The organism is Kribbella sp. NBC_00662, assembly GCF_041430295.1.
GTDB lineage: Bacteria > Actinomycetota > Actinomycetes > Propionibacteriales > Kribbellaceae > Kribbella.
Genome location: NZ_CP109029.1, coordinates 2,753,886 through 2,780,308 on the forward strand (window position 1 = coordinate 2,753,886; position 26,423 = coordinate 2,780,308).

The window sequence follows — 26,423 nt, forward strand, 5'->3', positions numbered from 1 at the left end:
GCCTACGGGCTCTCGAGGATCGGCGTGGTTGATTGCTGGGTCGGGAGTGGGCCGGTTGGCACGGTGTTGGTTGGCAGGCTGCCGGTCGGGAAGGGCTGGGTTGGTTGGGTTTGGCCTGGGGCTTGGGTGCTGGTTGGGGTGGTGGGCGTGTTTGTCTGGGAGCTCGGGGTTCCGGTCGGGACGCTGGGCGTTTGGGTGGGGTTGCCGGTCGGAGACGGGGTTCTGGTGGGGAACGGGGTCTCCGGGGGTGGCGGGTAGATCTGGTAGACGCGGACCGTGCCCAGCTGGAAGCGGAGCTCGGTCAGCTTGTCCAGGTTCTTCGGCGGTGCGCTGACGCGGTCGTCCAGCAGCAGCCACTGGACGTCGTACTTCGTACGCAGGGTCTCGATCACCTGGCGGGTGGGGTTGCTGAAGACCTCGTCGTTCAGCTGCAGTTGTTCCTGCTCCCAGTACGGGCCCTGGACCCCCGCGGGATAGCTGTCGTCGACGCGGGACTGGTACGACCACCCCTCGACCAGCACGCGCCGCTCGGCGTACCCGGCGATCCAGTACGAGCCGATCTGGCAGTGTGACGACCGGGCCTGGTGGCAGTGCAGGTTGGTGGCGATGCGGTCGTCCGACCCGGAGTTGCGCCGGATGAAGCGCGCCGCCTCGATCCCGCCCGGTGCGATCGACTCGTACGACGTCAGCGGCGGGCTGGCGAACTTCCGTACGGACGCCACCGTCGGCGACACCGTCGTACCCACCAGCACCGCCACCGCGATGACAGCCCAGGTGCGCCTGGAGCCCCGCAGCACCAGCCCGAATACGCCGATGCCGATCGCAGCGATCACCAATGCGACAACGAGACCCTGCCCGAAGCAGTTGCTCGACGTACACGAGCTGTCCGAGCGATAGCGACCCCAGTAGATGGCCGCCACACCAATCGCGAGAGCGACCGCAGCGATCCAGAACTGCCGCCGCTCCAGCGACCCAAGCCCCCACGTCGCAAGCAGCACCCCGAAAACGAACCCGGTCCGTACGAAGAACAGTTGTGTGTCACCACGATCCGCCAACAGCGATGCCCCCAGCACCGCAGCGACGAATCCAGCCAACAGGAAGACCACCATCGGATCCCGCGCCAACCGCCGCCTGATCAGCAACGCGCCCACCACCGGCATGACCCACCCGACGACAACCACCGCAGCGATCACCGGAACCGCGTTTCCGCCACCCATCCGATCCGCCAAGCTGTGGAACGTCGCCCCCGGATCGAACCGCACACTCGACGCCGCACCACCGAGTACGAGGAAGAACGTCATCGCGTACGCCGCCGCGACGCCCACGCCCAGCACCAGCGCGCGCAGATTGAGCCGACCGGCGCGGACCGTCAAGTAGATCCACGCAACCGCCAGACCGGTCGCGTAGACGGGCAGTGCGGTCGCTTTCGTCAACGCCAGCGCGGCAATGAGCACACCGGCCGCAACGAAGAGCCGAAACAATTCACCCCGCGTTTTCGGCGTGCGGCGTCGCAGCAGCACCGCAGTGACCGCGATCAGCGGCAGCAGCAACACCGTGGAGAACGCCTGCGGCGGATTGGTCAGCTGACCCAGGGAGAACGGCCCGTCCGCAAACACCCGGTCGGACACCGCCCACGGCCAAGCAACCAGATCCCCTCCGGCCACCACGAGCCCTGCAGCGATCGGTGCGGCAACCGCACGACCCGTCAGCACCATCCCGACCGCGGCCGCACCCAGCACCGTCAGCAAGATCCACGCGAACGGCACCATCCGATGCGTCAGCACGTCGAGCGGCACACTCGTGGTCCAGTGCACGGACGCGATGTGGTCGTACGCAGCCCAGTGGCTCGTCAGCCAGCCGCCGTCGGCGTACGGGACGCGCGGCGGGAAGTGGTGCGTCAGTTCACCTGCGAGAGCGAGGTTGTGCGGCGCGTCCGAGTTGGGCCGCAGCGCCTCTGACCCGTCGAGCGGAATGAGCCGCGAGCCGACGCGCACGAACCACGCCGCGGCCACACCGACCGCGACCATCGCGCCGGCCATGGACCACCACGGCGTCGGCCGCTCCGGCAGCTGGCGCGGCGGCAGCGCACGCCACACCCCGAACGCCAGTGCCGGCATCAGCAACGCCGCGAACGGCATCTTGAACAGCATCCCGATCGGGTAGACCAGCGCCTCGACGGCCAGCCCGAACGCGGTACCGAGGACGACGTCCGCCGAGAACCAGCCGACGCCACCGGTCAATCGGCGCCAGAACAGCGTGCCCGGTACGACGATCACGACCAGCAGATAACCGAGGTACGCCGCGGGCATCCACGGCGGATGTTCCTGCAGCGCGACGAACCAGGCCAGCGGCAGTACGGGCAGGCTCGCCAAGGCCGCGATCCGCTTGCCGCGTCCCGCAGTACGGCGCCTGCCCGCTCTGATCATCGCGCAAGTGTATGAGTCCGACGAGTCGCGTTCGTGGCCGGTGAGCCGTTTACCACGGTGAAGTTCGCATTTACACTCAGTAATCTCCCAGACCCCGAAGTCGTCGGGAGGTCCTGATGCTCAAACGGCTGACAGCCGGGACAGTCCATGGTGACCCGCTAGGCTTCGGGACTATGAGTTCGGTGGCGCGGGGTCGGGTCAGGGAGATGATGGGTGAGGTGATGACGGCCCAGGGCCGGTCATTGCCGGCCGACGACACAGCGGATCTCCGGGAGATCGGGTTCCGGTCGCTGGACTTCTCCGAGCTGGCCCTCCGGGTGGAGGACGAGCTGGGCGACGAGCTGAACTTCGATGCCCCTGGGCTACGCCGGATCGCGACGGTCGGCGACGTACTGGACTTCATCGAGCAGCTTCAGTCTGCGTGACGGCCGTGACCAGCCGCCGCCGGACCACCGCCCTGATCGGCGATGACAACACTGTCGTCGTCGCCGGTAAGCGCCTGACCTGGCGGACGCTGCACAAGCTGCCGCAACTGCCGTCACCCGCGGCAGTCCTGGTCGACAGCGGCGCCGACGCGCTCGCCGCCCTTCGCCACCACGCGGTCCACGGCACCGAGCTGCTCGTGGCCACCGAGTCCCGCGTCGACATGCGGATGCGCGAGGAGCTGGGCGAGTCCGGGTTCGCCATCGTCCTGCCCGATGGGTCAGTGACCCCGGCCAAGCTGAAGCGGGTCGAGGAGTCCGGCCGCGCCTGGCTGCTGACGTCCGGATCGACCGGTCGCCCGAAGCGCATCGGCCACACGCTCGAGTCCCTGACCACGGTCACCGCCGATCAACCGCCGCGCACCTGGCTGCTGCCGTACTCGCCCGGGACATATGCGTGGTGGCAGGTCGTCACACTCTCGCTGACCCAGGCCGACCAAGGCCTGGTCGTGATCGAGCCCAGCGAGCTCGAGGAATGGCCCGCGATCGCGACCGAGCACGGCGTCACAGCAGCCTCGGGTACGCCGACCTTCTGGCGGCAGGCGATCTACCGGGACGCCGACGCGCTCGCCGGCGTACCGCTGGAGCAGATCACGCTCGGCGGCGAGCCCGTCGACCAGGCGATCCTCGACCAGCTGCGCGAGATCTTCCCGAACACCCGGATCTCCTGGATCTACGCCTCGTCCGAGGTCGGTGCCTCGATCGTGGTGCACGACGGCAAGGCCGGGTTCCCCAAGACCTGGCTCGACCGCGAGCCCGATCCGGACCGCCCGATGCTGACCGTCGAGGGCGACGAGCTGGTGATCCGTTCGCCGCACCACGGCGCGGGCCTGGTCGGCGCCGTACACACCGGCGACCGGATCGAGTACGACGGCGACCGCGTGCTGATCACCGGCCGGCTGGACACCGATGAGATCAACGTCGGCGGATCCAAGGTGTCGGCCGGTGTGGTCCGCAACGTGCTGATGGGTCATCCGGGTGTCTCGTGGGCGCGGGTGTTCGCGCGCAAGGCGCCGTTGGTCGGCCGGATGGTCGCGGCCGAGGTCGTCCCGAATCGCGCGCTCGGCCCGATCACGGACGCCGACCTGGTGCAGTGGTGTTCGACCCGGCTGCCCGATTACGGCGTCCCCCGGAGGATCAAGTTCCTCGACGAGATCCCGCAGAAGGAAACCCTGAAGAGTGATGTCTGAAGTCAGTGTTGTCCCGCCGGCCTCGGTCGTGCTGGTGTCGGGCGGCTCGCGCGGTCTCGGCCTGGCGATCGTCACCGACCTGCTCGCGAACGGGCTCAAGGTCGCCGCGTTCGCCCGGACCGTCACGCCCGAGCTGACCGCACTCGGCGAGAAGTACCCGGACCACCTGTACTACGGATCCGTCGACGTCAACGACGCCCGAGCGGCGCAGGACTTCGTCAAGGCGGTCGAGAGCAACCTCGGCCCGATCGATGCCCTGGTCAACAATGCCGCGATCGGCCAGGACTCGTTGCACGTCCACACCTCGGCCGATCATCTGGCCGAGATCATCCGGACCAACCTGACGTCGCCGTTGATCCTGACCCGCTTCGTCCTGCGCCGGATGCTGGCCAAAGGCCTCAAGGGCCGGATCGTCAACATCACCTCGATCTGTGCGCAACGCGGCTATCCCGGCTTGGTCGCATACTCGGCCACCAAGGGCGGAATGGACGCGGCCACCCGCTCACTCGCTCGTGAGCTCGGTGGCCGCATCCTCGCCAACTCGGTCGCGCCGGGGTTCTTCGCCTCGGAGATGTCCGCGGTCCTAGGTCAGACCCAGCTCGACCAGATCGTCCGCCGTACCCCGACCGGTCACCTGACCGAGCCGGAGGACGTGCTCCCGGTCGTCCGCATGCTCCTGCTGGAGAACACGAACCTCAACGGTCAGGTGCTCGTCGTGGACGGCGCCGCCTCCATCTGAGCCAGGCTCTCGACCGGCTCGGGCTCGGTCCGGAACCAGTTCCACGGACGCACGCTGATCACGATCATGGCCAGGGACAACCCGGCGTACACCAGCGCGCCGATGAAGGCTGCGTGGACGCCGTCGACCAGGACCTCCCGCGGTACGACGGAGGTCGAGTTGCGGCTCGCCGTACCGAAGATCGTGACCAGGATGCCCAGGCCCAGCGCGCCGCCGACCTGCTGGACGACGTTCAGCATGCCGGACGCGGCGCCCGAGTCCTGCGGTGCGACACCGGAGATGGCCCGGCCGACCAGCGGGATGAAGATCATCCCGGCGCCGCCGCCGAACAGCAGCAGCGGACCGACCACGTCGTGCAGGTAGGTGCTGTGCGCGTCCAGCTGGGTCAGCCATACAGTCCCCAGCGCGACCAGCGTGGACCCGGTCAGCATCAGCTTCGCGCCGTCGATGCGCGCGACCAGCCGCGGTACGACGCGCGACGCGGTGAACAGCAGACCGGTCATCGGCAGGAACGCCAGGCCGGCAGCCAGCGGGCTGAGCGCGAGCACGCCCTGCAGGTACTGCGTCAGGAAGAAGAACATCCCGAACATGGTCCCGACCACCAGCAGCATGGTCAGGTACGACGTCGACCGGGTTGCGGACCTGAACAGTCGCAGCGGCACGATCGGGTGACTGACCCGGCGCTCGATCAGCACGAACGAGACCAGCAGCACCACGCCGATCGCGAAGGCGGCCAGTACCTCCGCCGACGTCCAACCGGCCTCGGCGACCCGGATGAAGCCGTAGACGAGCGACGTGATGCCGAGCGTCGACGTGAGCGCACCGGCCACGTCGAACCGGCCGGTCTCCGGCGCGGTCTCGGTCAGCACGCGTCGCGCGGCGAAGACCAGCGCGATACCGATCGGGACGTTCACGAACAGGCCCCAGCGCCAGGACGCCCATTCGGTCAGCATGCCCCCGAGCACCAGGCCGACGCTGCCGCCACCTGACGACACCAGGCTGTAGTAGCCGAGCGCCTTCATCCGCTCGGGACCTTCGCGGTACGTGAGCATGAGCAGCGTCAACGCGGCCGGAGCGGCGATGGCGCCGCCGATGCCCTGCAGCACGCGGGCGGCGAGCAGCAGTTCCGCGTTCGGCGCGAGACCGCCGAGCAGCGACGCGAGCGTGAAGACACTGATACCGGTGATGAACACCCGGCGGCGGCCGAGCAGGTCGCCGGCGCGGGCGCCGAGCAGCAGCAGGCCGCCGAACGCGAGTGCGTACGCGTTCTGCACCCACGACAGGCTGGACGGGCTGAAGTGCAGGGCCTGCTGGATGTGCGGCATCGCGATGTTCACCACGGTGCCGTCGAGGATCACCATCAGCTGGGTGACCAGGATGACTGCGAGAACTACCCCCGGCCGCCGAGCGGGCGTGCCGGAATTGGCGCCGGCCGGCGCCGCGGCTGTTGCCGACATATTGCTCCTTACCCCGGAGGGGTTACAGTTGTGAGAGGAAAGCGGAGCGCTCCTCCGGATACAATACGGAGGCATCCTCCGCTTTGCAAGCGATATTCTGAGCGGACCTGTGCGAGGAGGCTGGATGGCGCCGCAACCCCTGCCGTGCACGCGGCCGTCCCGTGCGGACGCCGCCCGGAACTACGACCGCCTGGTGACGGCCGCCCGGGAGACCTTCGCCGAGCACGGCACCGACACCTCCCTGGAGGAGATCGCCCGTCGCGCCGGCGTCGGCATCGGCACGCTGTACCGCCGGTTCCCGAGCCGGACCGCGCTGCTCGAGGCGGTCTACGTCGAGGAGATCCAGTCCGTCTGCGACCGGGCGTACGAGTTCGACCGGGAGCTGGAGCCGTTCGAGGCGCTGGCCGCCTGGCTGCGCAGTTTCCTCGGGTACGGGCTGTCGAAGGGCACCCTGGCCGGTGAGCTTACGGTTGCCCTAGGCAAGGATTCGCCGTTCTTCAAGGCCTGCAAGGTCAACGTGCAGGACGCCGGGGAACTCCTGCTGAGCAAGGCGAAAGCAGCCGGCGAAGTCCGGCAGGAGCTCGAGCTCGCAGACGTGATGAGGCTGGTCGGCGGCATCAACATGGGCCGCGACATCGAGCCCGAACAGGCGAACCGTCTGCTCGACATCGTGCTGTGCGGCCTCAGGCCCGCTGCTGCCTCAGCTGCTCCAGCGAAGGGTTAGCCGCGTCCCGCTCGGTCCACTTGAGCTCCTGGATCGGCCACTCGATCGCCAGCTCGGGATCGAAGGGATCCACGGCCACCCGCTCCGGTGACCAGTGCTGGTTCACCAGGAAGTTGTACGTCGTGTGCGGCGCCACCGTGCAGAACGAGTTCCCGACGTCACGCGGCACGAACAGTGCCTCCTCCGGGCCGAGCTCGAAGGTCTCGACCCGGCCGAACGTCTCGGTCTCCCGCAGGTCGACGATCGCCGCGAACACCCGGCCGGACGACGGAGACATGTACTTGTCCCACGGCTCGGCGTGGATTCCCCGGACGATCCCCGCTTCGGCGAAGTACGCCACGTTGTGCTGCACGACGTCCATCCCGAGCTCGGCCAGCTTCTCGCGGTGGAAGTTCTCCTTGAACCAGCCGTCGTCGTTGGGCTTCACGTCCAGCGCGATCTGCAGTACTCCGGGGATCGTGGTCTCCTCGGCCTTCACCGGCGGACCTGCCGGCGGGCCTCGAGCTGCGCCTGGTCAGCCGCGGTCAGACCTGCGTGCCACCCGGCGCCGTTGGTGATGCGGGTCCGTCGGGTCGTCGTGTTCGGGAAGAGCTGGGCGAAGAGCGCGTCGACCTGCTCCTCCCGCTTCGCCAGCACCGGCAGCAGCCGATCCGCATCCGCTTCCGGTACGGCGGCCTGGGTCTCTGCCGCGGTCTGCTCCAACCGCTCACCGATCCGCAGCGCGTAGGCCATCAGGAACGACTGCCGGAACGAACGCGTCCTGGACTCCCCCCGATGACCGATGTGCTTGCCAGCGGCAATCATCGCCCGGTTCGCCTGGACCAGCAGGGACGTGCTGAGGATCTCGGTGTGCTGCAGATCCACCTCGGCACCGACGATGGTGACGACGGCCAGGTCGTCGATCACGACCGTCCGGCACCGGTTCGCCGATGCGACCGCGCCGACCAGCTGTGCCTTGGCCGAGACGTACGGCGTCTCGACCCACAGCCGCCGGCCCGCGGAGTCGTCCGGGATCTCAATGTCCGCCTCGACCAGCGCACTGTCCAGCGAGAACTTGGCCATCAATTCCTGGGCCTTGCCGGACAACGCCTCTGCCTCCTCCGGAAACTCGGTAGCCTCCGCCTTCGCGAGCAGTCCACGGATCCGCGCCAGCATCTTCCCGTTTGCCGGTGCGACGTGGTGGGTCTGGCGGACCGTCGTACCGGGCAGGGGAAAGAGGCGGGCCAGAACGGGCAGCGTCTGGAGGAAGCCGGCCAGGGAGAGCGCGTGGTGCAACGTGAGGTAGCGGCCGACGCGAGCACCGGCGGCCCATGCGGTCAGGCTCAGCTTGGTGAAGGGCTGCGGCACGCCGAGGTCGGTCAGTTGCTCGAGCCAGCGAGAGTCGATCGTCGTGGCCTTGTAGCCCACGTGTTCGGCGGAGATCGCGGCCAGCAGGAGCGACTCGACGCCGGCATCCAGGCTGCGGCGGCCGTGCTGGACGACGTCGGCGGGGGCCCAGCCGCGCTCCCAGGTGGTGCGAAGCAGACCGGTGAGGAACGCCTGCACGCAACGGTCCACCTGCGCCTGGTCGCGTTCGTCGTACGCGCCCAGGCGGGCAAGGTGTTCGTCGGCGCGATCGTCGCGCACCGCCACGACCGCAGCCGTGATCGGTAACAATCGCAGGATTTCCTCGTCACTCACGTCGTCGAGTCTGACACTCACCGAAGTTCCTGCCCAAACGGGAATCGTTCCCCTTGTGGACAAACCCCGTGACTCTGCAGGCTGCCCGAAAGGACGCTGACGCAGCGGAGCCGGGCACCTGGCCTGGCGGCAACACATCGGGGAGGGGACTGGAATGACGCAGACTGTGGGGGAACTGCGCGCGGCCGTGAGCGGGACCGTGTTCGCACCGGAAGACGACGGGTACGACGCGGCACGCCGGCTGTGGAACGCAGAGCACGTCCGGGAGCCGGCGGTGATCGCCCAGGTTCATTCGGCCGAGGACGTGCAGGCAGCCGTGCGCTACGCGGTGGCGGAAGGACTGGAGATCGCCGTCCGGGGTGGCGGCCACAGCATTGCCGGACTGTCGTCGGTCGACGGCGGACTGATGATCGACCTGAGTCGGCTCAACCAGGTCACGGTCGATCCCGAGGCACGGCGGGCTCGCGTCGGCGGCGGTGCGCTGCTGCGTGATCTCGACGCTGCCACCCAGGAGCACGGCCTCGCCGTACCGGCCGGGCTGATCGGTCACACCGGCGTCGGCGGACTCACTCTCGGCGGCGGCATGGGCTGGCTGACCCGGATGTACGGGCTCACCATCGACAACCTGGAATCGGTCCAGCTGGTGACCGCGGACGGGAGCATCCTGCGTGCCGCCGAGGACGAGAACCCGGACCTGTTCTGGGCTGTGCGGGGCGGCGGCGGCAACTTCGGCGTGGTCACGGAGTTCGAGTTCCGGCTGCACCCGGCCGGGCCGATCGTGAACTTCGGCCTGGCGTTCTGGGGGCAGGACCAGGGTGCGGAGCTGCTCCGGGCGGCCCGCGAGGTGATCCCGGCGCTGCCGCGTGAGGTCAACGTGGTGATCGCCGCCCTGAACGCGCCGCCGGCGCCGTTCGTCCCGGAGGAGCACCACTTCAAGCCAGGGTTCGCCCTGGTGGTGGTCGGGTTCGGTTCGCCCGAGCAGCACGCCGAGGCGGTGGCCCGGCTGCAAGAGGCGATGCCGCCGCTGTTCCAGATCGTCACGCCGATGCCGTACGTCGCCGTACAGCAGCTGCTCGACGAGGCGAACGGCCCGGGCATGTACCACTACGAGAAGGGCGCGTACCTCGAGACGCTGTCCGACGAGGCGATCGACGTGTACACCTCGCAGCAGGTGCACAAGACGTCGCCGATGTCGGCCGCGATGATCTACCACCTCGACCAGGGCTACCTCGAGACCGCGGACGATGCGACCTCGTTCGGCGGGCAACGGGCCGAGCGCTACGCGATGTTCATCATCGCGACCGCGCCGGTCCCGGAGGCCCTGGAGGCGGAGCGCGCCTGGGTGCGGACGTTCTGGGACGCCATCCAGCCGTACGCGATCAACATCGGCAGCTACGTGAACGGTATGGCCGAGCCGGACGCGGACCGGATCCGGGCGTCGTACGGCGACAAGTACGACCGGCTGGTGGAGCTCAAGCGGAAGTACGACCCGGACAACGTGTTCCGGCGCAACCAGAACATCAATCCAGCGGCAGCTGGTAGCTGATGAACTTCTTGTGAGTGACGAAGCCGAGGCCCTCGTACAGACCGAGGGCCCCGGTCGGGTTGTCGGCGTCGACGCCGAGCGCGGCCCGCTGGTATCCCGCCTCCGCGGCCTTGGCGAGCACCTTCGCCAGAGCCGCTCGGGCCAGTCCGCGACCACGGTAGGCACGGCGGGTGCCGACCTGGCCGATGTACAGCTCCCGGACCCCGGTCACCTCGGTGTCGGCTTCCCACTCGTAACCGTTCACGTACGCCGCGACGGTGTCGCCGTCGAGCACGTAGTACGACTGCGCGCCGCGGAACGCCCGTGATCCGACGTTCCGGGCTCGCCACGCCTCCGTGGTCGGCGGCGACCAGCCCCAGTGGTCGGAGAAGGCTTCGAAGTGGGCCTGCCGCAGCGCTTCCTCGTAGGAGGTGTCGTAAGCCCTGAGCCGGAGCCCGTCGGGCACCTGCGCGGCCGGGACCGGCTGGTCGAGTGGCCGGCGCATGTCGAAGAAGTAGCGCGCCTCCTCGAATCCGAGGTTGCGCAGCAGCCGGTCCGCGCCGGTGTTGGTGCTGCTCGCACCGGCGCCGACCAGACCGGGGGAATCCGGATGAGTGGCCGTGTGCAGCTCACCGGCGCGCTGGATCAGCCAGCGCATCAGCGTCGTACCGAGACCCTGCCGACGCCACTCCGGGTCGATGGTGCCCTCGGTGTTGACCCGGTCCACGTCGACCACATTCGTCCGGACGTGCGCGATGCCGTAGCCGATCATCCGGTCGCCGGACCACAGGCCGATGGTGTCCTTGGCCAGATCGAGGTGCGGCAGCTCCAGCTCCTCGGCGAGGTCCTCGGCGCCGAAGTTCTCGCCGTCCTCGTCTGCCCTCTCCTTGGCGGCCATCAGCTCCGCCCACGCCTCGACGTCACCCTTGTCGATCGGGCGCGCCTGGATCCCCTCCGGCCAGTTCATGGGACGAAGGTACGGCGTCCATGGTGCCAAGGCACGTCAATTAGCCGAGGGGTGTCTGACACCCCCTAGCTGTTCGGCGAGCCAGCGCACTGCCATCGGGTAGCGGTACTCGATACCGCCGTGGGTGCCCTCGAACAGCTCGAAGTGCATCCGCCCGTCCGGCAGACCGGCCTGCTGGGCGGCCCGGTGGAACGCGGTCGCGCCCAGGTCGAGGTAGTACTCGTCCTGCTTGCCCGCGTCGATCCACACTGCGCGCAGCGAGAGCAGCGCCTCGGCGTACTGCGGTTCCTTGACCATCTCCACCGGGTCCCGCGACAGCCACCGCGCCCAGACCTCCGGGACGATCGACCCCAGGTCGTCGAACGGCAGTAGTACGGTCCCGTCGGGCTCCGCGGAGTACGCCGACGCGTAGCCGTACATCTCCAGCAGGTGCAGGTCCTCGTTCGTCGTACGACCGGTCCGGGTCGCGAGCTCCTCGAAGTACTTCTCGTAGCTGCCGTCGTACTTGTCCCGCAGCGTCCGCGCACGCTCCGGGAACTCTGGCCGGTAGCAGACGTCGAAGAGCGCGTCACCGGCGTGGGTGGCGAGTGCGCCGAACACATCCGGCCGCAGCAGCGGCGTCACCATCGCTGTGTACCCGCCACTCGACTTGCCGGTGACGGCGCGGTGATCGCGGTCGGCGATGGTCCGGTACGTCGCGTCGACCCACGGCACGATCTCGTCGCACAGGTACGACTGGTACTGCCCTGTGCCCGGTGAGTCGAGGCACTGGCTGCCGCCGTACCTGGTCCAGGAGTCGACGAACACCACTACTGCCCGCGGCACGCTCTCGTCCGCGAACATCGCGTCCAGCAGCTCCGGGTACGGCTGGCGGAACGGAGTCCGGTTGAACCACATCCCGACGTGACCGGTGTACCCCATCGTCACGTAGATGGACGGGTAGCGGTCCTCCGACTCGTCGTACCCCGGTGGGAGGTAGACGAGCACCGGACGCTCGTGCGGGTCGCCGAGCGGGTTCCCGCGGAGCAGTTCGCTGGTGAATGTCAGTTGATCCAGGCGTCCGTTGAGTTCCGCCGACCAGGGCAGCATCCGTACCTCCGGTGAGTCACATCGCGTCGGGGGCCTCGATACCGAGCAGGCCGAGTCCATCCTGCAACACCTTGCGGGTTGCGGTGCAGAGGGCGATCCGGCTTGCTCTGGTCGCGCCTTCGCTGCCGAGAACCGGGCACTGCTCGTAGAAGGTGGAGAGGGCCGACGCGACGTCGTACAGATAGGTGCAGAGTCTGTGCGGCTGGAGCGTCTCGGCGACCTGCTCGACGGTAGCGGCGAAGCCGGTGAGCAGGAGGGCCAGCCGCTGCTCGGCCGGGTCCTTGAGCTCGGTGACCTCTGTTGACGCCTCGGCCTTGGACAGGAGTCTGGTCAGCCGGGCGTGCGCGTACTGGAGGTACGGTCCGGTGTTGCCGGTCATCGCGACCATCCGGTCCAGGTCGAACACGTAGTCGTTGCCCCGGTCGCTCGACAGGTCGGCGTACTTGACCGCGCCGATTCCCACGGCCCGTGCGGTCGCTTCCCGGTCGACGCCGTCCCGGCCCTCCAGTAGCGAGTCGGCCCGGGCGACTGCGCTGTCGAGCAGCTCGACCAGCTTGACTGTGCCACCTGCTCTTGTTTTGAAGGGCTTTCCGTTCGGCCCGAGCACAGTGCCGAAGGAGACGTGCTCCGCGGGTGTGGTCAGTGGTAACCAGCCGGCGGTCCGCGCCAGGGTGAAGATCATGTCGAAGTGGAGCGCCTGCCGGTGGTCCACGACGTACACGATCCGGTCGGCGTGGAGAGCGCTGACTCTGTGCCTGATCGCGGCGAGATCTGTGGCGCTGTAGCCGAAGCCGCCGTCGGACTTCCGGACGATCACCGGTAGCGGACTGCCGTCACGGCCGAGGAAACCAGGGAGGAAAGCGCACATCGCGCCGTCGGATTCGGTCAGGAGGCCTTTGTGGTCGAGCTCGGCGACGATCTGTGGCAGGTCGTGGTTGTAGGCACTTTCGCCCACCACGTCCTCTCGTGCGAGGTTCGAGCCGAGCAGGGCGTAGACCTTCTCGAAGTCGTCCAGGGAGACGTCGACCATGTGTTGCCAGCTCGCCAGTGTCTGCGGATCGCCCGACTGCAGCTTGACGACCCGCAGCCTGGACTGGTCGGCGAAGTTGCCATCGGCATCGAAATGCTTCCGGCTCCGTTCGTAGAGGTGCTGCAATCCCTCCAGATCAAGGGATTCCGCGGTTCCGTCCTCCTCGAGCAGCTGCTCGATCATCATCCCGTACTGCGTGCCCCAGTCGCCGACGTGGTTCTGTCGGATCACGTCGTACCCGACGTACTGCAGCACGTTGCACAGCGCGTCGCCGATCACCGTCGACCGCAGATGGCCGACGTGCATCTGCTTCGCCACGTTCGGCTGTGAATAGTCGACGACGACCCGTTGACCGTTGCTGGTAAAGGTTTCCGGCTCGTTGACCGCCTTGGCCAGCGTCGCCGGCAGCAGAGTCAGGTTGATGAACCCCGGTCCGGCAATCGACGGACTCTCGCAGAGGTCATCGACCTGCAGCTTCTCGAGGATGAGCCCTGCTACCGCTCGCGGCGGCATGCCTTGTGCGTTGCCGATTCTGAGCGCGAGATTGCTCTGGTAGTGGCCGAACTCGGGCTTGGTCGCCGCTCTCAGCTCGGGGTCGTACGGCGTGCCGAAGGCGGCCTCGGCGGCAGCGGACAGTCTGGTGGCAAGGACAGGCAGAACTGCGGACATAACGGGGTCCTTCGAGGAGACGCGACTGGAACAGGCTGGGGTGTTCAGACAGTGCGTCGTCGTCGCAGGCTGAAGCTCACGCGCAGGGCGTGGGAGACCTTCAGGCTGATCGACATGTCACCCATTATGCATGAAGTACGCCGACGGCGCGGGTGACCGGTCGGCCAACGGCACGATCGCCGGCACGTCGGTCTCGCCCAGGAAGACCCGTCGTACGACGCGCTCCGCCGCCTGCCCGTCGTCGAACTCACAGAACTTCTCGCGGTACAGGTGCCGGTGCTTGGCCGCCTCCGGCGAGGCGAACGTCCCGTTCCGCAACGCGGCGAACAGCTCCTCGGACGACCGCGCCACGACGCCGGGCGGGAAGTCGGTGACGTCGAAGTACGTCCCGCGCCGGCCGTTGTAGAAATCCTGGTCCTCGACGTGCAGCAGGATCGGCCGGTCCAGGTTCGCGTAGTCGAAGGTGATCGACGAATAGTCCGAGATCAGTACGTCGGCCGCCAGCATCAGGTCCTCGACCCGCGGGTGCCGGGACACGTCGAGCACCTTGCCGGACTGCGATTCCGGTGCCTTCGACAACGAGTAGTGCGTTCGCACCAGCACCCGGCCGTGGTCGCCGGCCGCGTTCGCCAACTGGTCCAGGTCGAGCCGGATACCGGTGCCGCCGAGATCCATCACGCCGGTCGGCATCCGGACCGAGTCGACCCCGTCGCGGAACGTCGGCGCGTAGAGGATCACCAGGTGCGAGTCGTCGTACCCCAGACTCGAGCGGATCGCCCGGACCTCGTCGAGGGTCGCGGTGAGCAGCCGGTCGTTGCGCGGGTAGCCGTACTCGAGCTCCTCGAAGTACGACGGATAGGTGCGCTCCCAGATCTCGGACGAGTACCGGTTCGAGGAGAGGTTGTAGTCCCAGCGGTCGACCTCGCGCATCAGTTCCTCGAGGTCGAGGCCCTTGCCGGCCTGCGGGAAGTTGCGCAGATCGGTGCCCATCGTCTTCAGCGGCGTACCGTGCTGGGTCTGCAGGTGGATCTGACCCTCGCGCTTCTCCAGCTCCTTCGGCCAGTTCATGTTGCTGACGAAGTACGTCGCCTTGCTGAGCAGCTTCTCGTACGCCGGGGAGTCCGCGACGACGTACTCGACCCCCTCGGGGATCGCACTCAGGTGGTCGTTGTCGACCACCCAGACCCCGCGGATGTGCGGCGCCAGCTCGGCCGCCTTCTCGTAGATCGCTCGCGGGTTGCAGGCGTACTGCTTGAACCAGTACGCCGTGTACGCGGCCAGGTTCGGGTCGAGCTTGCCGCGGCGCATCATCTTGCGGACCGTCTTGCGCGGGCTCTGGCCGTGCAGCATCCGCGAGCTCAGCTTCAGGGTCGAGTAGGTCGCGTAGTCGTCATGGATCAGCAGCCAGCGTTTGAAGCCACGAGCCGTCCGGTCGGCGGTGTAGCCCTCGGGCTTCCAGCGTTTGGCGAACGCATGGGCCGCGTGGAAGAACTCGGCCCGGTCGTCGGTGTCGATCCGCTCGGGCTTCGCGAGTACGGCGACGATGTGGTCGAGCGACCGATCGAAGGCGAACCGGCGCCAGCCGGCCAGCTCCGGGTCGGACTGGATGAACGCGTGCACCCGGTCGTACTGGTCGAAGATGTCCCACTGCCGGCGCCCGCTGGTCGCGTGGATGTTCCCGCCGGTCCGATGCTGGCGGTAGTGCACGACGGTCCGGTCCAGGGTGGCGATCCGCTCCGCGGTCAGCATCGTCGAGTAGGTCCAGGGCGCGTCCTCGTAGAAGCCGGAGGTGAACGCGAAGCCGTGCCGGGTGAGGAACTCCCGCCGGTACGCCTTGTTCCAGACCACCTCGAGGAAGGTCAGGAAGATCGGCCGCTCGGCCGCGGTGAACACCCCGGCGCCCTCGCGCGCGAACGCGTCGTGCCGCTGGCTGCCGACCACCCGGCCGTCCCAGAAGATCCGCTCGTAGTCGAACATCACGATGTCCGGCTGACGAGTGTCGTCGATCCGGGCGGCGATCGCCTCCAGCGAGCCGGGCAGCCAGCTGTCGTCCGCGTCCAGGAACAGCACGTACTCGCCGCGGCACTCCTTCAGCCCGGCATTCCGGGTCAGCCCGAGCCCGACGTTCTCATCGAGGTGCAGCGCCCGCACCCGCGGATCGGCCGCGGCGTACTCGTCCAGGATCCGCCCGGACCCGTCCGGTGCCGCGTCGTCGACCCCGATCACCTCGAAGTCGGTGAACGACTGGCTCAACACAGAGTCCAAGCACGGCCGCAACCACGCCCGCGAGGCATGGCAGGGGACCACGATGCTGAACCTGGGGACGGTGCCGAGCGCCATACGACGTCATCCTAGGCCGTGTCTGGTGGTCCCACGTCGTAGCGAGCAGGTGCTCGGCGCGGTAGCTCGGCGCGCTGGAGCGAAGGGCGCGATGCGGATCCATCATGACCTTTGCTCCAGTGCGGCGAGATGCCGTGCCGAGTGCCGCACAGTAGACGTGGGGCCGCCAGGCACGGCCTAGGCTGCGGGCATGAGTAGTGATGTGTTCGAGCCTTTGGCCGGTCTCGAGGGGGTTGGGTCGGCGGCGCGGGCGGCTCGGGATGCGGTGGACGTGCTGCTGCGGGACCGGGGGTTGCGCCGGGTCGGGTCGGACATGACCGCCGAGGCCCTGTTGCGCGGTGCCCACGCCTCCGCGGCGCTGGCCGGCAGTACGTCGACGCCGGAGGAGGTACGCCGTGGCGCGGCCGACGGACTGGCCTCCGGCGCGGTCCGGTTGACCGGTGAGCTGATGGCCCTCGCCCCGCAGTTGGACAAGGCGCCCGTGCAGGTCTGGACCAGACTCCACCAGTTGGCCGCGGCCGATCTGAGCGATGAGGACCAGTTGGGCCATCTTCGGACCAGTCGGGAGCCGGTGCCCGACGACATCCCGGGACTGCCGCCGGCGCCGGGCGCCGACGAGATGTGGGAGCGGTTGAGCGCTCTCGCCCAGAACCTGACCCGGCCGACCAAGGCGCCCGGTCTGGTCGTGGCCGCGATCGTGCACGCCGAGCTCGCCGTCCTGCGCCCGTTCCCGAGCGCCAACGGACTGGTTGCCCGGGCCGCCGAACGCTGCCTATTGGTTGCCCGAGGCATCGACCCGGTCGCGGTCACGGTGCCCGAGGGTGGTCACTATGTGTTGCAGGCGTCCTATGCGAGCGGGCTGACCGACTACGCAGTGCAAGGTTTGACCGGAGTTCGTGATTGGCTGCTGCGATCCTGCGAGGTCGTGACAAAAGGTGCCGAGCTCTCGCCGCTCGTGTCCTGACATGCGAACGGCGTTCTCGAGTGAGAACGCCGTCGCTGGCACAACCTCCTGGTTACCATGCGTGCACCGGTTTGCCGCCACAGGACTGGCCTGGGTCGCGCTGCCCGTTTGGGATGGGCTGGTCGCCGCGTGGGTGCCTGGTTGCCGTGCAATCTCTACCGGACCCGAAAGTCCTTTGTGCTTCCTTTGTACTCCTGAAACCCCTTTCTGGGAAGGGGATGCGGCGTCTTCATGCAGTTGAGAACAATGAAGCTATCTTCAGCTTTCAGGTACTCCGGGAGCGCCGCCGCGAGGCCAGCAACAGCGCCCCGGCGGCAACCGCCGCGACCACTCCGGCGGCCACGGCAGGTCGTCGTACGCCGGTGCGGGGCGGCTGTTGCGGTTCCGCGAAGTCCAGCACCGGCCAGCCGCGCTCGACCGCGATCCGGCGCAACGCCTTGTCGGGGTTGACCGCGAACGGGTGCCCGACGGCGGCCAGCAAGGGCTCGTCGGTGATCGAATCCGAGTAACCGTAGGAGGTTGCGAGGTCGTAACCCTCGGCAGCGGCCAGGGCCTCGATCGCGGTCACCTTGTTCGGACCGTACGCATATTCGGCGATCTCGCCGGTGTACTTGCCGTCGGCAACTACCATCCGGGTGGCGATCACCTTGTCGGCGCCGAGCATCGCGCCGATCGGCTCGACCACCTCGGCGCCGGACGACGACACGATCACCACGTCCCGGCCGGCCGCGTGGTGCTGCGCGATCAGCTCGACCGCCTCGGTGTGGATCATCGGCCGGACGATGTGGTCGAGGGTGTCGGCGACGATCGCCTTGACCGTCGCGACGTCCCAGCCGGTACACATCGCGGAGATGTACTCGCGCATCCGCTCCATCTGGTCGTGGTCCGCGCCGCCGAGCAGGTAGACGAACTGCGCGTACGCGCTACGCAGTACGGTCCGGCGGTTGATCAGCCCGCCGGCGTAGAATGGCCGGGAGAACGCGAGCGTGCTCGAGCGCGCCAGAATGGTCTTGTCCAGATCGAAGAAAGCGGCTGAACGAGCCGCCCCGGGGTGCGCCATGGGACCGAGCATAGGCAGCTCGGAGAAACGCCGAGGGACCCGGGCTTTTGCCTGGGCCGGTATCCAGTTAGACTGATCAACAGTGTGACAGTGACACTGGCTGGAAGCGCCCGTCCGGGTGCGCCCAGCGCTCGGGCAACAGGCATTCAGTTGAAATCGAACTGAGATGTGTGAAGCCTGGTCTTGGGGGGTACATACCCCCTGACAGTGGCAGACTGTCGCCTCCTGAACGGCCCCCGGCTCCTCCCCCCGAGCCCGTGGCCGAAGACGGCCCCCGGTCACCCCCCCGCCGGGGGCCGTCGCCTTTCTCCGTTCAGCCAAGTAAGCGTAAAGATTCTCGCTTTTCTGTGCGTGAGAGCGTTCCCACTTTATGCAGGGTCTTGACAATGTAATCGCCTGGTCACACTTTGTAGAGCATGAAACCGCCTGCACACCGCCCCCAGGCAGCGGTCGTCATCAGCCTGCTCGCCGTGCTCATGGCCTTCCTGGCCCCCGGTTCCGCCTCTGCGGCCACCAATCTCGTCACGAACGCCGGCTTCGAGTCCGGTTCGCTCTCCGGCTGGTCGTGTCCGGCCGGCGGCGTCACGACGTCCGCCCCGCACTCCGGCTCGTACGCCCTCCAGGCGACGCCGAGCGGGAGCGACATCGCCAAGTGCTCCCAGTCCGTAGCGGTCCAGCCCAATACGGCGTACACGCTGTCGGCGTGGGTCAAAGGATCGAATGTCTACCTCGGCGTGGACGGCGGCCCCAGTACGTGGACGACCAGCTCCGGTTGGAGCCAGCTGACCGTGCCGTTCACCACAGGCGCCTCGGCGACGTCCGTGACGATCTACGTCCATAGTTGGTACGCGCTCCCGGCGTACCAGGCCGACGACGTTGTACTGGATGGTCCTGGTGGTACTGCGGACACCACGCCGCCGTCGACGCCAGGTGGTCTGACAGTGGGCAGCCCGACCTCGAGCTCGCTCAAGCTGAACTGGTCAGCCGCGTCCGACGCGAACGGCATCGACCACTACGACGTGGTCCGCGGGACCGGGGCCGCGCAGAGCGTCGGCAACGTCACCAGCTGGACCGCGACCGGACTCACCGCGTCGACGACCTACTCGTTCAAGGTGCGCGCGTGTGACCCGAGCGGCAACTGCTCGCCGTACGGCGCGACCGTGTCGGGCACCACGTCGGACGGCGGCACCAACCCGCCGGTCGGCAACCTGCCCGCCCACGTGCTCACCGGGTACTGGCAGAACTTCAACAACGGCGCGACCGTGCAGAAGATCTCCGACGTACCTGCTGCCTACGACCTGATCGCGGTGGCCTTCGCGGACGCCGACGCGTCGCGGCCGGGTGGCATCACGTTCAACCTGGACAGTGCTGGGCTCGGTGGTTACACGGTCGCGCAGTTCAAGGCCGACATCGCGGCGAAGCAAGCGGCCGGCAAGAAGGTCATCCTGTCGGTCGGCGGTCAGAACGGCACCATCTCGGTCGCCGATCCCACAGCGGCTGCCAACTTCGCATCGAGTGCGTTGTCGGTACTGCGTGCCTACGGCTTCGACGGGATCGACATCGACCTGGAGAACGGCGTCAACGCGCAGTACATGGGTCAGGCACTGCGTAGCCTGCAGAGCCAGTTCGGCAGCGGACTGGTGATCACGATGGCGCCGCAGACGATCGACATGCAGAGCACGTCGTTCGAGTACTTCAAGCTGGCGCTGGCGATCAAGGACATCCTGACGATCGTCAACGTGCAGTACTACAACTCCGGCTCGATGAACGGCTGCGACGGACAGGTCTACTCACAGGGCTCCGTCGACTTCATCACCGCTCAGGCCTGCATCATGCTGCAGGGCGGGCTGCGTCCCGACCAGGTCGGTCTGGGCCTGCCTGCGTCGTCCCGAGCGGCCGGGAGCGGGTATGTCTCGCCGACTGTCGTGAACAACGCCCTGGACTGCCTGACCAAGGGCACCGGCTGCGGCAACTACCGGCCGAGTTCCCCGTGGCCAGCGCTGCGTGGAGCGATGACCTGGTCGACCAACTGGGACGCGTCGAACGGCAACCAGTTCGCGAACCAGGTCGGCAGCCACGTGCACTCGCTGCCCTGATCATGCACAGCTATCGACCGGCTCCGGTGCTGGAGGCGCTCGGTGTCTGCTCGGAGGACGAGCAGCTCTACCGGGCGCTTCTGGCCCGACCGGAGTCCACTGCCACTGACCTGACCACGTTCGTCGACTGGCCCGCCAACCGGGTCGGCCGGCACCTGCGGTCCTTACTGTCGCTCGGCCTGGCGTCCCGAACGCCAGGCCGTCCGGCCCGCTACCTGCCCGCAGTACCGGAGGCTGCGGTCGAGCTGCTCGCACTCCGGAAGCAGGCCGCGATCGTCGAGGCCCGGTTGGGTGCTTCGGTGCTCACTGCCGAGTTCCGGCAGCCGGATGCGTTCACGGTGATCCGGGGCACCGAGGCGATCGCGCAGCGGTTCTATCAGGCGCAGCAGTGTGCGCAGGACGAAGTACTCGTGCTGGATCGCACGCCGTACGCACGCCGGCTTGATGGAGTGCGGTACCGGATCATCTACGACATGGCGTCGTTGTCGGAGCCCGGCGACCTGGCAGCGGCGCGGTCGGCGGGGTGCTGCCGGATGCTTCGCGACGTCCCACTCAAGCTGGTCGTCGTCGACCGCCGGACAGCTCTCTTGCCAACCGCCGCCGATGTTGTTGTGGAGCTCGGTCCGTCGAGCCTCCTGGACGCTCTGCTCCGCCTCTTCGAGCTCTTGTGGAAGCAGGCGAGTCCGCTGACCCCATCGGTGTCAGAAGGCCCGCTGACGTCGGACGACCAGCAGCTCCTCTCGCTGGCCGCAGCAGGTCTGACGGACCAAGCCATAGCCCGTCGCCTCGGCGTCGCCCAGCGAACCGTAGAACGCCGAATGCAACGCATCCTGAAGGCCCTCGACGCCACGACGCGCTTCCAAGCCGGCCTTCGCGCCGGGCAGCGCGGTCTGCTCGTCTAGTCGGTGACGTCGGCGACCGTGGCGTTCAGAGCCTTGGCAAGTGCCTGTGCGTCCACGGTGATGCCGACGCCGTGGTCTCCGCCGCCGATGGAGATCGTGCCGGTGATCCGCTCGTCCGCGATCACCGGCCAGGCGTGCGTGCTGCCGAGCGGCGTGATCGTCCCGCGCACATACCCGGTGACGTCGAACGCGGTGTCCTTGTCGGGCATCGAGATCCGGTTCACGCCGAGCAGTGCGCGCAGCTTCGGCCACGCGATCTCGCGGTCGCCTGGCACCAGGACGAACCGGTAGTCGTCGTCCGACAGCCGTACGACGATCGTCTTGATCAACCGGGCCGGCTCGATGCCTCGCGCCGCCGCGGCCTCCTCCAACGAGTTCACCCGGCCGTGCCTGGTCACCTCGTAGGTGAGCCCCAACTGGTCAGCCGCATCCGTCGCCTTGGTCACCTGGCCAGTTTCGCATTCGTCTGCTTGAGCAGCACGGAAAGGACCAGTCCGACCGTGAACAGGGCCCCGGCCTCGAGCGCGACCCCGGTCCAGCCTCCGTGACTCCACGCCGTACCCGCCAGCCCGCCGAACACCGACGACCCCAGGTAGAAGGAGAAGAGGTACATGCTGGACGCCTGTGCTGTGCCTACTCCGCTTGCATGCGCTCGAGCCGGCACCCAGCCACTGGCCACCCCGTGCACCGCGAAGAAACCGGCCGTCATCACAGCCAGTCCCAGCACGATCAGCGGCAGCGGAGCGGCCAGCGTGATGGCTACCCCGGCCAGAGTGATCAGACACCCGACGGGCACGACTTTCCGTCGGCCGTAGCGGTCGGCGAGCGTTCCTGCCGTTGCCGAGCCCACTGACCCGAGCAGATAGACACAGAAGACCAGCCCCGCGGCCCCAGCGCTCAACTTGTAGGGCGAACCGGACAGGCGGAACACAGCTCCGTTGTAAACGGCCACGAACGCGCCGACAGCCGTCGCGGCGATCCCGTAGAGGGCGAGCAGCGCGGGGTCACGCAGTACCTTCACGCTCGGCCGCGCCGGGCTCGGGCGGAAGTTGCGTGACGCCGGAAGAAGCAGCCAGACGATCGCAGCGCACAGTACGCCGACCGCGGCGATCCCACCGGTCGCGAACCGCCAACCGCCGAGGTCGGACAGCCCTCCCGCGATGAGGCGGCCCGCCATGCCGCCAACCGCAGTACCCGCGATGTAGAGGCCGCTGGCCCGCGCGTGGCTGTCCTGATGCACCTCCTCGCGCAGATAGGCCATCGCAACCGCCGGCAGACCAGCCATCGCGATGCCCTGCAGACCCCGTAGCGCCAGCAGCGTGTGCCACGTCGGGGCGAAGGCGCTCAGAAGCGCGAAGACGGACGTCGCCGCGACCGACCAGCGCATCAGATTCGTCCGGCCGAGAACCTCGGACGCCGGACCGGCGACCAGCAGCGCGAGACCGAGCCCGAACGTGGCGAACGACACGCTGAACGCGCTCTGGCTGGGGGAGACGTGGAACGCGTCGACGAGCTGGGGCAGCAACGGCTGCGTGCTGTAGAGGAGAGCGAACGTCGCCAGTCCGGCCGCGAACAGCGCGATGGAGAGCTTGCGGTACTCCGGGTCTCCGGGCAGGTACCCGGTCTGGCGAGCGACGGACTGGTGCATGTCTTCGACGGTCGCACGCTTGGTGCGATACGTAAAATGTCGATCTCAGCAGAAATCGATACGCTTTCAGTATGCATGTCGAAGATCTGCGGTGGTTCGCCGCACTCGCGGAGACCGAGCACCTGACCGAGGCAGCCGCTGCCCTGGGGACGAGCCAGCCGAATCTGTCCCGGTCGCTGCAGCGGGTGGAGCGGGCGTTCGGAGTGGCGTTGTTCGAGCGGGAACGCCGCGGCGTGCGGCTGAATCCGTACGGCCGGCTCGTGCTGGAGGCCGCGCGGGCCGGGACGGCGGCGGTCGACACCGCCAAGCGCCGGATCGACGCGCTCGTCGACCCGGAGTCCGGCACTGTGCGGCTGGCGTTCCTGCACTCCGTCGCGACCAGCCTGATGCCTGACCTGCTGAAGGCGTTCCGCGCGGATGCGCCGAACATTGACTTCGCGCTGCGGCAGGAGCCGGCGCATGACATCGTCCAAGATCTCGAGACCGGCGAGGCCGAGATTGCGATCATCGCGCCACGGCCGGACCCCGCCCGCTTCGGCTGGCATCTCCTGGAGCGGCAGCGGCTGTGTCTGCACGTGCCGCCCGGGCACGCTCTGGCTTCGCGCCATCGGGTGGAGTTGGAGGAGGTCCGGGACGAGCCGTTCGTCGCGCTGCAGCCCGGTTTCGGCTTCCAGCGGGTGACGGACCGGCTGTGCCAAGCTGCGGGCTTCACTCCGCGGTTTGCGTTCCAAGCGACGGACCTTGCGACGATCGACAGTCTGGTCGGCGCCGGCCTCGGTGTGGCGATCCTCCCGGCCGGTGCGGTCCGCGGGAACGACAGCGGTGCGGTGTCCATCCCGCTGTCCGGCGTACAGGCCCGTCGGGAGATCGGGATGTCCTGGCGACTGAGTACGCCGTTGACGCCCGCGGCGGAGCGTTTCCGGACGTTCGTCCGATCCCGGCCGGTCACGTCCAGCTGACTGTGATGACAACGACTTCCGTAGCGTTCGTCCAATTTTCCAGGTGTCGACTTGCAGTGAGAGGCCTTTCCACCGCACTCTTTCCTGCGTGAGGAAGCGCCTGGGTTCGTTCCGGCCGAGTCGCCGGCTGTTGTTCGCAGCTGGGACGGCGGCGGCTGCGTCGACGGTTGCGGCAGCGTCCGCGGCCGAGGCGGTCCCGGTCTCCCCGCAGTCGGGGACCGACGGCACGACCGGCCTGGCCTATCTGGGCAACTACGGCTCAGGTGTGCTCGGCGCGTGGGAGCGCCAGGCACGTGCGATCTCCAACGAGGCGCAGATCCGCCGGACGCGGGAGAACGACGGCGTCTTCATGTTCGGCGACAGCATCGGCGTCCAGGACGGACCGGCGCTGGCCCGCCAACTGGCCCAGCTCGGCATCATGACGGCCGTGCACAACTGGGCCGGCCGTCCGGTGACCCCCGCGGTCGACGCGCTGGACACCTGGGCCCAGGACTACGGGCTGCCACACCGGATCCTGATGTCGGTCGGGTCCAACGACATCTTCACGCCGCCCGCGGTGGCCGCGCAGGTCGACCGGACCATGCAGATCGCCGGCCCGGAGCGGACCGTCTACTGGGTCAATGTCCAGGCCGCACGTACTGCGTTCATCCCGGAGATCAAGGTCGCCGACCAGCGCAACAGCGCCTGGATCAACCTGCAGCTCGCCGAGGCCGCACGCCGCTACGACAACCTGCGGATCATTCACTGGGCCGAGCACCTGGCCTCCAGCCCGAACCGGCTGGCCCGCTACCTCCGCGACGGCCTGCACCCGTCGATCCCGCTCGGGCGCAACGCCCGCAACGGCCTGATCATCGAAGCGATCAAGGCCGGCTGAGCGCGGCTTCCTGCCGCGCCCAGCCGGGACCTGTCCTAGAAACCTGCGGTGATGCGGGTGAAGTCCCAGTCGCCCTGCGCGATGCCGCTGCAGTTCGAGACCACCCCGCCGCCGGCGCAACCGCGGTCGCGGTTGACCGACCAGAACGCCAGCCGGCCGAGCCCGTTGCTCTTCGCCCAGTTGGTGATGTTCTGCCAGGTCGCGGTCGAGGTCATCTCCTGCTGGTCGGACAGACCGTTCATACCGGAGATGCCCTGGTGTGCGTACGCCTCCGCCGTGGACCAGCCGAAGGTCGACTTCAGCTTGTTGTTGAGGCCCTGGGACGCGGCGACCGTGTCGTTGTAGATGTTCGAGCTGCCGAAGTCGAACGGCATCAGCGTGAAGATGTCGATGTTCGCGCCGAGCGCCTTCGACTGGTCGATCAGCCGGTTGCCGTAGTACGTCGGACCGGTCGTCGACGTACCGAACGTGACGATGGTCTGGATCCCGGGATTGTTCTGCTTGACGATCTTCAGCGCGGTCAGGATCCGGTCCTGCACGGCCTCGTTCTCGAACTCGTCGGAGTTCTCGATGTCGATGTCGATCGCCTTCAGGTTGTAGGCGCTGATGACCTGCTGGTACGCGCCGGCCAATGCCTCCGGGGTGCTGCAGTTCGGGCCGAGCTTGTTGCCGCTCCAGCCGCCGAACGACGGTACGACGTCACCGCCGCCGGCCCGGATGGCAGCGATCGCGCTGGCATCCGCACCGCCTTGGAGCGGCCTCGTGCTGTCCCAGGCCGGGCTGCAGCCGCCGCCCGAGAGGACGAACGCCATGGTGAACCACTTGATCCCGGTTGCGTTCATCACGGTCGACGGGCTCGGCGGGTCGCCCCATCCCATGTACAGGTACGGCGCGGCCTGCTTGGAGCCGGTGTTGCCGCCACCGGTGCCCGTGGTGACCGAGACGGTGTTGCTCTTCGGTCCCTCACCCGCGCTGTTGGATGCGCTCACCTGGTACGAGTACGACGTGTTCGCGCTGAGGCCGGAGTCCGTGTAGGACGTGCCGCTGGGCGAGCCGACCTTCGTGCCGTTGCGGTAGACGTTGTAGCTGGAGGCGCCTGAGGCAGCGGACCAGGACAGGTTGACCGACGTGCCTGACGCAGTACCGGACAGGCCTGTGGGTGCACCGGGGACAGTGCCGCCACCGCCGCCCGAGCACGAGCCGCCGTTCAACCGGCATGCGGCGAGACCGCCGAAATTGCCGGGGCTGCCGTTGAAGCCGAAGCTGACACTGGCCCCGGGCGCGAGCGGGCCGGCCCAGTTCGGCGGTGTGAACGTGTGCGTCTGTCCGCTGCTGGTGTGATTGGCGTCCCAGGTGCTCGTGACGGTGTAGCCGGACGGGAAGTCCAGCGCGACCGACCAGGTGCTGAGGGAACTGGTGGTGCCGTTGGTGACAGTCACCTTGCCCTCGAAGCCGCTGCCCCAGTCGGACACCTTGGTGAAGGTGGCAGAGACTCCTGCCGCGCTGGCCGCCTGTGCGGTCAGCAGAGCGATGACCACGGCCGAGATGGCCGCAATCGCCAGAGTGATGCGTCGTTTCATGATGCTCCGATCAGTGGGCGGT

Annotated in this window: 22 protein-coding genes; 10 read left to right on the forward strand and 12 right to left on the reverse strand. The window is 68.0% G+C overall.

All coding sequences use genetic code 11. The annotated features are described in order from the left end of the window. Nucleotides 1-2: 2 nt before the first annotated feature. Nucleotides 3-2,426, reverse strand: a complete 2,424-nt coding sequence (locus tag OHA10_RS14000) for a hypothetical protein (RefSeq protein ID WP_371406626.1) — start codon at nt 2,424-2,426, stop codon at nt 3-5. A gap of 173 nt (nt 2,427-2,599) precedes the next feature. Here OHA10_RS14000 and OHA10_RS14005 point away from each other — a divergent pair, with 173 nt between their 5' ends. The 3 genes from OHA10_RS14005 to OHA10_RS14015 are packed head-to-tail and all read left to right on the forward strand — an operon-like array spanning nt 2,600 to nt 4,837. Then, nucleotides 2,600-2,851 carry a phosphopantetheine-binding protein gene (locus tag OHA10_RS14005; protein WP_134105965.1) on the forward strand — a complete coding sequence of 84 codons (252 nt, stop codon included), beginning with the start codon at nt 2,600-2,602 and terminating at the stop codon, nt 2,849-2,851. Further along, nucleotides 2,848-4,098: an AMP-binding protein gene (locus tag OHA10_RS14010; RefSeq protein WP_371406627.1), complete on the forward strand. Its 1,251-nt coding sequence runs from the start codon at nt 2,848-2,850 to the stop codon at nt 4,096-4,098. The genes OHA10_RS14005 and OHA10_RS14010 overlap by 4 nt, the downstream gene beginning before the upstream one ends. Further along, nucleotides 4,091-4,837 carry an SDR family NAD(P)-dependent oxidoreductase gene (locus OHA10_RS14015; protein WP_371406628.1) on the forward strand — a complete coding sequence of 249 codons (747 nt, stop codon included), beginning with the start codon at nt 4,091-4,093 and terminating at the stop codon, nt 4,835-4,837. Before OHA10_RS14010 ends, OHA10_RS14015 begins: the two co-directional genes overlap by 8 nt. Here the strand turns inward: OHA10_RS14015 and OHA10_RS14020 are convergent. Next, entirely contained in the window at nt 4,801-6,294 is a 1,494-nt protein-coding gene (locus OHA10_RS14020) for an MFS transporter (RefSeq protein WP_371406629.1), read from the reverse strand. The two genes, OHA10_RS14015 and OHA10_RS14020, sit on opposite strands and share 37 nt — an antisense overlap. Nucleotides 6,295-6,418: 124 nt before the next feature. On the opposite strand from OHA10_RS14020, the gene OHA10_RS14025 reads away from it, so the two are divergent. Further along, nucleotides 6,419-7,018 (forward strand): TetR/AcrR family transcriptional regulator, encoded by a 600-nt coding sequence (locus OHA10_RS14025; protein WP_371406630.1) that lies wholly within the window; start codon nt 6,419-6,421, stop codon nt 7,016-7,018. On the opposite strand, the gene OHA10_RS14030 is transcribed toward OHA10_RS14025, so the two are convergent. Then, the gene (locus tag OHA10_RS14030; protein WP_371406631.1) at nt 6,978-7,496 is read right to left on the reverse strand and encodes a dTDP-4-dehydrorhamnose 3,5-epimerase family protein; all 519 of its coding nucleotides are present in this window, start codon (nt 7,494-7,496) and stop codon (nt 6,978-6,980) included. The genes OHA10_RS14025 and OHA10_RS14030 overlap by 41 nt on opposite strands. Further along, a complete protein-coding gene (locus OHA10_RS14035) occupies nt 7,493-8,698 on the reverse strand; it encodes a DUF2786 domain-containing protein (protein ID WP_371406632.1) in 1,206 nt (401 codons plus the stop codon). The genes OHA10_RS14030 and OHA10_RS14035 overlap by 4 nt, the downstream gene beginning before the upstream one ends. A 154-nt stretch (nt 8,699-8,852) precedes the next feature. On the opposite strand from OHA10_RS14035, the gene OHA10_RS14040 reads away from it, so the two are divergent. Next, complete coding sequence (locus OHA10_RS14040) at nt 8,853-10,244, forward strand: FAD-binding oxidoreductase (RefSeq protein WP_371406633.1); 1,392 nt, start codon at nt 8,853-8,855, stop codon at nt 10,242-10,244. Here the strand turns inward: OHA10_RS14040 and OHA10_RS14045 are convergent. The 4 genes from OHA10_RS14045 to OHA10_RS14060 all read right to left on the reverse strand — a co-directional run bounded on the left by OHA10_RS14045 (nt 10,219) and on the right by OHA10_RS14060 (nt 16,318). After that, nucleotides 10,219-11,190, reverse strand: coding sequence for a GNAT family N-acetyltransferase (locus OHA10_RS14045; protein WP_371406634.1), 972 nt, complete (start codon nt 11,188-11,190; stop codon nt 10,219-10,221). The two genes, OHA10_RS14040 and OHA10_RS14045, sit on opposite strands and share 26 nt — an antisense overlap. A gap of 36 nt (nt 11,191-11,226) precedes the next feature. Continuing rightward, a complete protein-coding gene (locus OHA10_RS14050; protein WP_371406635.1) occupies nt 11,227-12,279 on the reverse strand; it encodes an alpha/beta hydrolase in 1,053 nt (350 codons plus the stop codon). A 16-nt stretch (nt 12,280-12,295) separates the two neighbouring features. Continuing rightward, a complete protein-coding gene (gene argS / locus OHA10_RS14055) occupies nt 12,296-13,966 on the reverse strand; it encodes an arginine--tRNA ligase (protein ID WP_371407940.1) in 1,671 nt (556 codons plus the stop codon). Between the two features lie 129 nt (nt 13,967-14,095). Next, complete coding sequence (locus tag OHA10_RS14060) at nt 14,096-16,318, reverse strand: CDP-glycerol glycerophosphotransferase family protein (RefSeq protein ID WP_371406636.1); 2,223 nt, start codon at nt 16,316-16,318, stop codon at nt 14,096-14,098. A 190-nt stretch (nt 16,319-16,508) separates the two neighbouring features. Here OHA10_RS14060 and OHA10_RS14065 point away from each other — a divergent pair, with 190 nt between their 5' ends. Next, a complete protein-coding gene (locus OHA10_RS14065) occupies nt 16,509-17,282 on the forward strand; it encodes a cell filamentation protein Fic (protein ID WP_371406637.1) in 774 nt (257 codons plus the stop codon). Between the two features lie 265 nt (nt 17,283-17,547). Here OHA10_RS14065 and OHA10_RS14070 read toward each other — a convergent pair whose 3' ends face one another. Next, complete coding sequence (locus OHA10_RS14070) at nt 17,548-18,354, reverse strand: HAD family hydrolase (protein ID WP_371406638.1); 807 nt, start codon at nt 18,352-18,354, stop codon at nt 17,548-17,550. 404 nt (nt 18,355-18,758) lie between these two features. On the opposite strand from OHA10_RS14070, the gene OHA10_RS14075 reads away from it, so the two are divergent. Both OHA10_RS14075 and OHA10_RS14080 read left to right on the forward strand, forming a co-directional pair. After that, nucleotides 18,759-20,438, forward strand: coding sequence for a chitinase (locus OHA10_RS14075; RefSeq protein WP_371406639.1), 1,680 nt, complete (start codon nt 18,759-18,761; stop codon nt 20,436-20,438). A 2-nt stretch (nt 20,439-20,440) separates the two neighbouring features. After that, on the forward strand, nt 20,441-21,340 hold the full coding sequence (locus OHA10_RS14080) for a helix-turn-helix domain-containing protein (protein ID WP_371406640.1): 900 nt from the start codon (nt 20,441-20,443) through the stop codon (nt 21,338-21,340). Here the strand turns inward: OHA10_RS14080 and OHA10_RS14085 are convergent. Then, entirely contained in the window at nt 21,337-21,786 is a 450-nt protein-coding gene (locus OHA10_RS14085) for an aminoacyl-tRNA deacylase (protein WP_137252169.1), read from the reverse strand. The genes OHA10_RS14080 and OHA10_RS14085 overlap by 4 nt on opposite strands. Beyond that, nucleotides 21,783-22,988 (reverse strand): MFS transporter, encoded by a 1,206-nt coding sequence (locus tag OHA10_RS14090; protein ID WP_371406641.1) that lies wholly within the window; start codon nt 22,986-22,988, stop codon nt 21,783-21,785. Before OHA10_RS14090 ends, OHA10_RS14085 begins: the two co-directional genes overlap by 4 nt. A gap of 71 nt (nt 22,989-23,059) precedes the next feature. Here OHA10_RS14090 and OHA10_RS14095 point away from each other — a divergent pair, with 71 nt between their 5' ends. Continuing rightward, nucleotides 23,060-23,947, forward strand: a complete 888-nt coding sequence (locus OHA10_RS14095) for a LysR family transcriptional regulator (RefSeq protein WP_371406642.1) — start codon at nt 23,060-23,062, stop codon at nt 23,945-23,947. 88 nt (nt 23,948-24,035) lie between these two features. Next, complete coding sequence (locus OHA10_RS14100; RefSeq protein WP_371406643.1) at nt 24,036-24,821, forward strand: hypothetical protein; 786 nt, start codon at nt 24,036-24,038, stop codon at nt 24,819-24,821. Between the two features lie 35 nt (nt 24,822-24,856). Here the strand turns inward: OHA10_RS14100 and OHA10_RS14105 are convergent, their stop codons facing one another. Continuing rightward, nucleotides 24,857-26,401: a cellulose binding domain-containing protein gene (locus tag OHA10_RS14105; RefSeq protein WP_371406644.1), complete on the reverse strand. Its 1,545-nt coding sequence runs from the start codon at nt 26,399-26,401 to the stop codon at nt 24,857-24,859. Nucleotides 26,402-26,423 lie beyond the last annotated feature (22 nt).

What these genes read in the sequence shown, in the direction of transcription:
- OHA10_RS14060 (WP_371406636.1), bottom strand. Translation starts at nt 16,318, where the DNA reads ATGGCGCTCGGCACCGTCCCCAGGTTCAGCATCGTGGTCCCCTGCCAT.
- OHA10_RS14050 (WP_371406635.1), bottom strand. Translation starts at nt 12,279, where the DNA reads ATGCTGCCCTGGTCGGCGGAACTCAACGGACGCCTGGATCAACTGACA.
- OHA10_RS14090 (WP_371406641.1), bottom strand. Translation starts at nt 22,988, where the DNA reads ATGCACCAGTCCGTCGCTCGCCAGACCGGGTACCTGCCCGGAGACCCG.
- OHA10_RS14045 (WP_371406634.1), bottom strand. Translation starts at nt 11,190, where the DNA reads ATGAACTGGCCGGAGGGGATCCAGGCGCGCCCGATCGACAAGGGTGAC.
- OHA10_RS14040 (WP_371406633.1), top strand. Translation starts at nt 8,853, where the DNA reads ATGACGCAGACTGTGGGGGAACTGCGCGCGGCCGTGAGCGGGACCGTG.
- OHA10_RS14065 (WP_371406637.1), top strand. Translation starts at nt 16,509, where the DNA reads ATGAGTAGTGATGTGTTCGAGCCTTTGGCCGGTCTCGAGGGGGTTGGG.
- OHA10_RS14020 (WP_371406629.1), bottom strand. Translation starts at nt 6,294, where the DNA reads ATGTCGGCAACAGCCGCGGCGCCGGCCGGCGCCAATTCCGGCACGCCC.
- OHA10_RS14105 (WP_371406644.1), bottom strand. Translation starts at nt 26,401, where the DNA reads ATGAAACGACGCATCACTCTGGCGATTGCGGCCATCTCGGCCGTGGTC.
- OHA10_RS14000 (WP_371406626.1), bottom strand. Translation starts at nt 2,426, where the DNA reads ATGATCAGAGCGGGCAGGCGCCGTACTGCGGGACGCGGCAAGCGGATC.
- OHA10_RS14075 (WP_371406639.1), top strand. Translation starts at nt 18,759, where the DNA reads ATGAAACCGCCTGCACACCGCCCCCAGGCAGCGGTCGTCATCAGCCTG.
- OHA10_RS14070 (WP_371406638.1), bottom strand. Translation starts at nt 18,354, where the DNA reads ATGCTCGGTCCCATGGCGCACCCCGGGGCGGCTCGTTCAGCCGCTTTC.
- OHA10_RS14095 (WP_371406642.1), top strand. Translation starts at nt 23,060, where the DNA reads ATGCATGTCGAAGATCTGCGGTGGTTCGCCGCACTCGCGGAGACCGAG.
- OHA10_RS14005 (WP_134105965.1), top strand. Translation starts at nt 2,600, where the DNA reads ATGAGTTCGGTGGCGCGGGGTCGGGTCAGGGAGATGATGGGTGAGGTG.
- OHA10_RS14015 (WP_371406628.1), top strand. Translation starts at nt 4,091, where the DNA reads ATGTCTGAAGTCAGTGTTGTCCCGCCGGCCTCGGTCGTGCTGGTGTCG.
- OHA10_RS14080 (WP_371406640.1), top strand. Translation starts at nt 20,441, where the DNA reads ATGCACAGCTATCGACCGGCTCCGGTGCTGGAGGCGCTCGGTGTCTGC.
- OHA10_RS14025 (WP_371406630.1), top strand. Translation starts at nt 6,419, where the DNA reads ATGGCGCCGCAACCCCTGCCGTGCACGCGGCCGTCCCGTGCGGACGCC.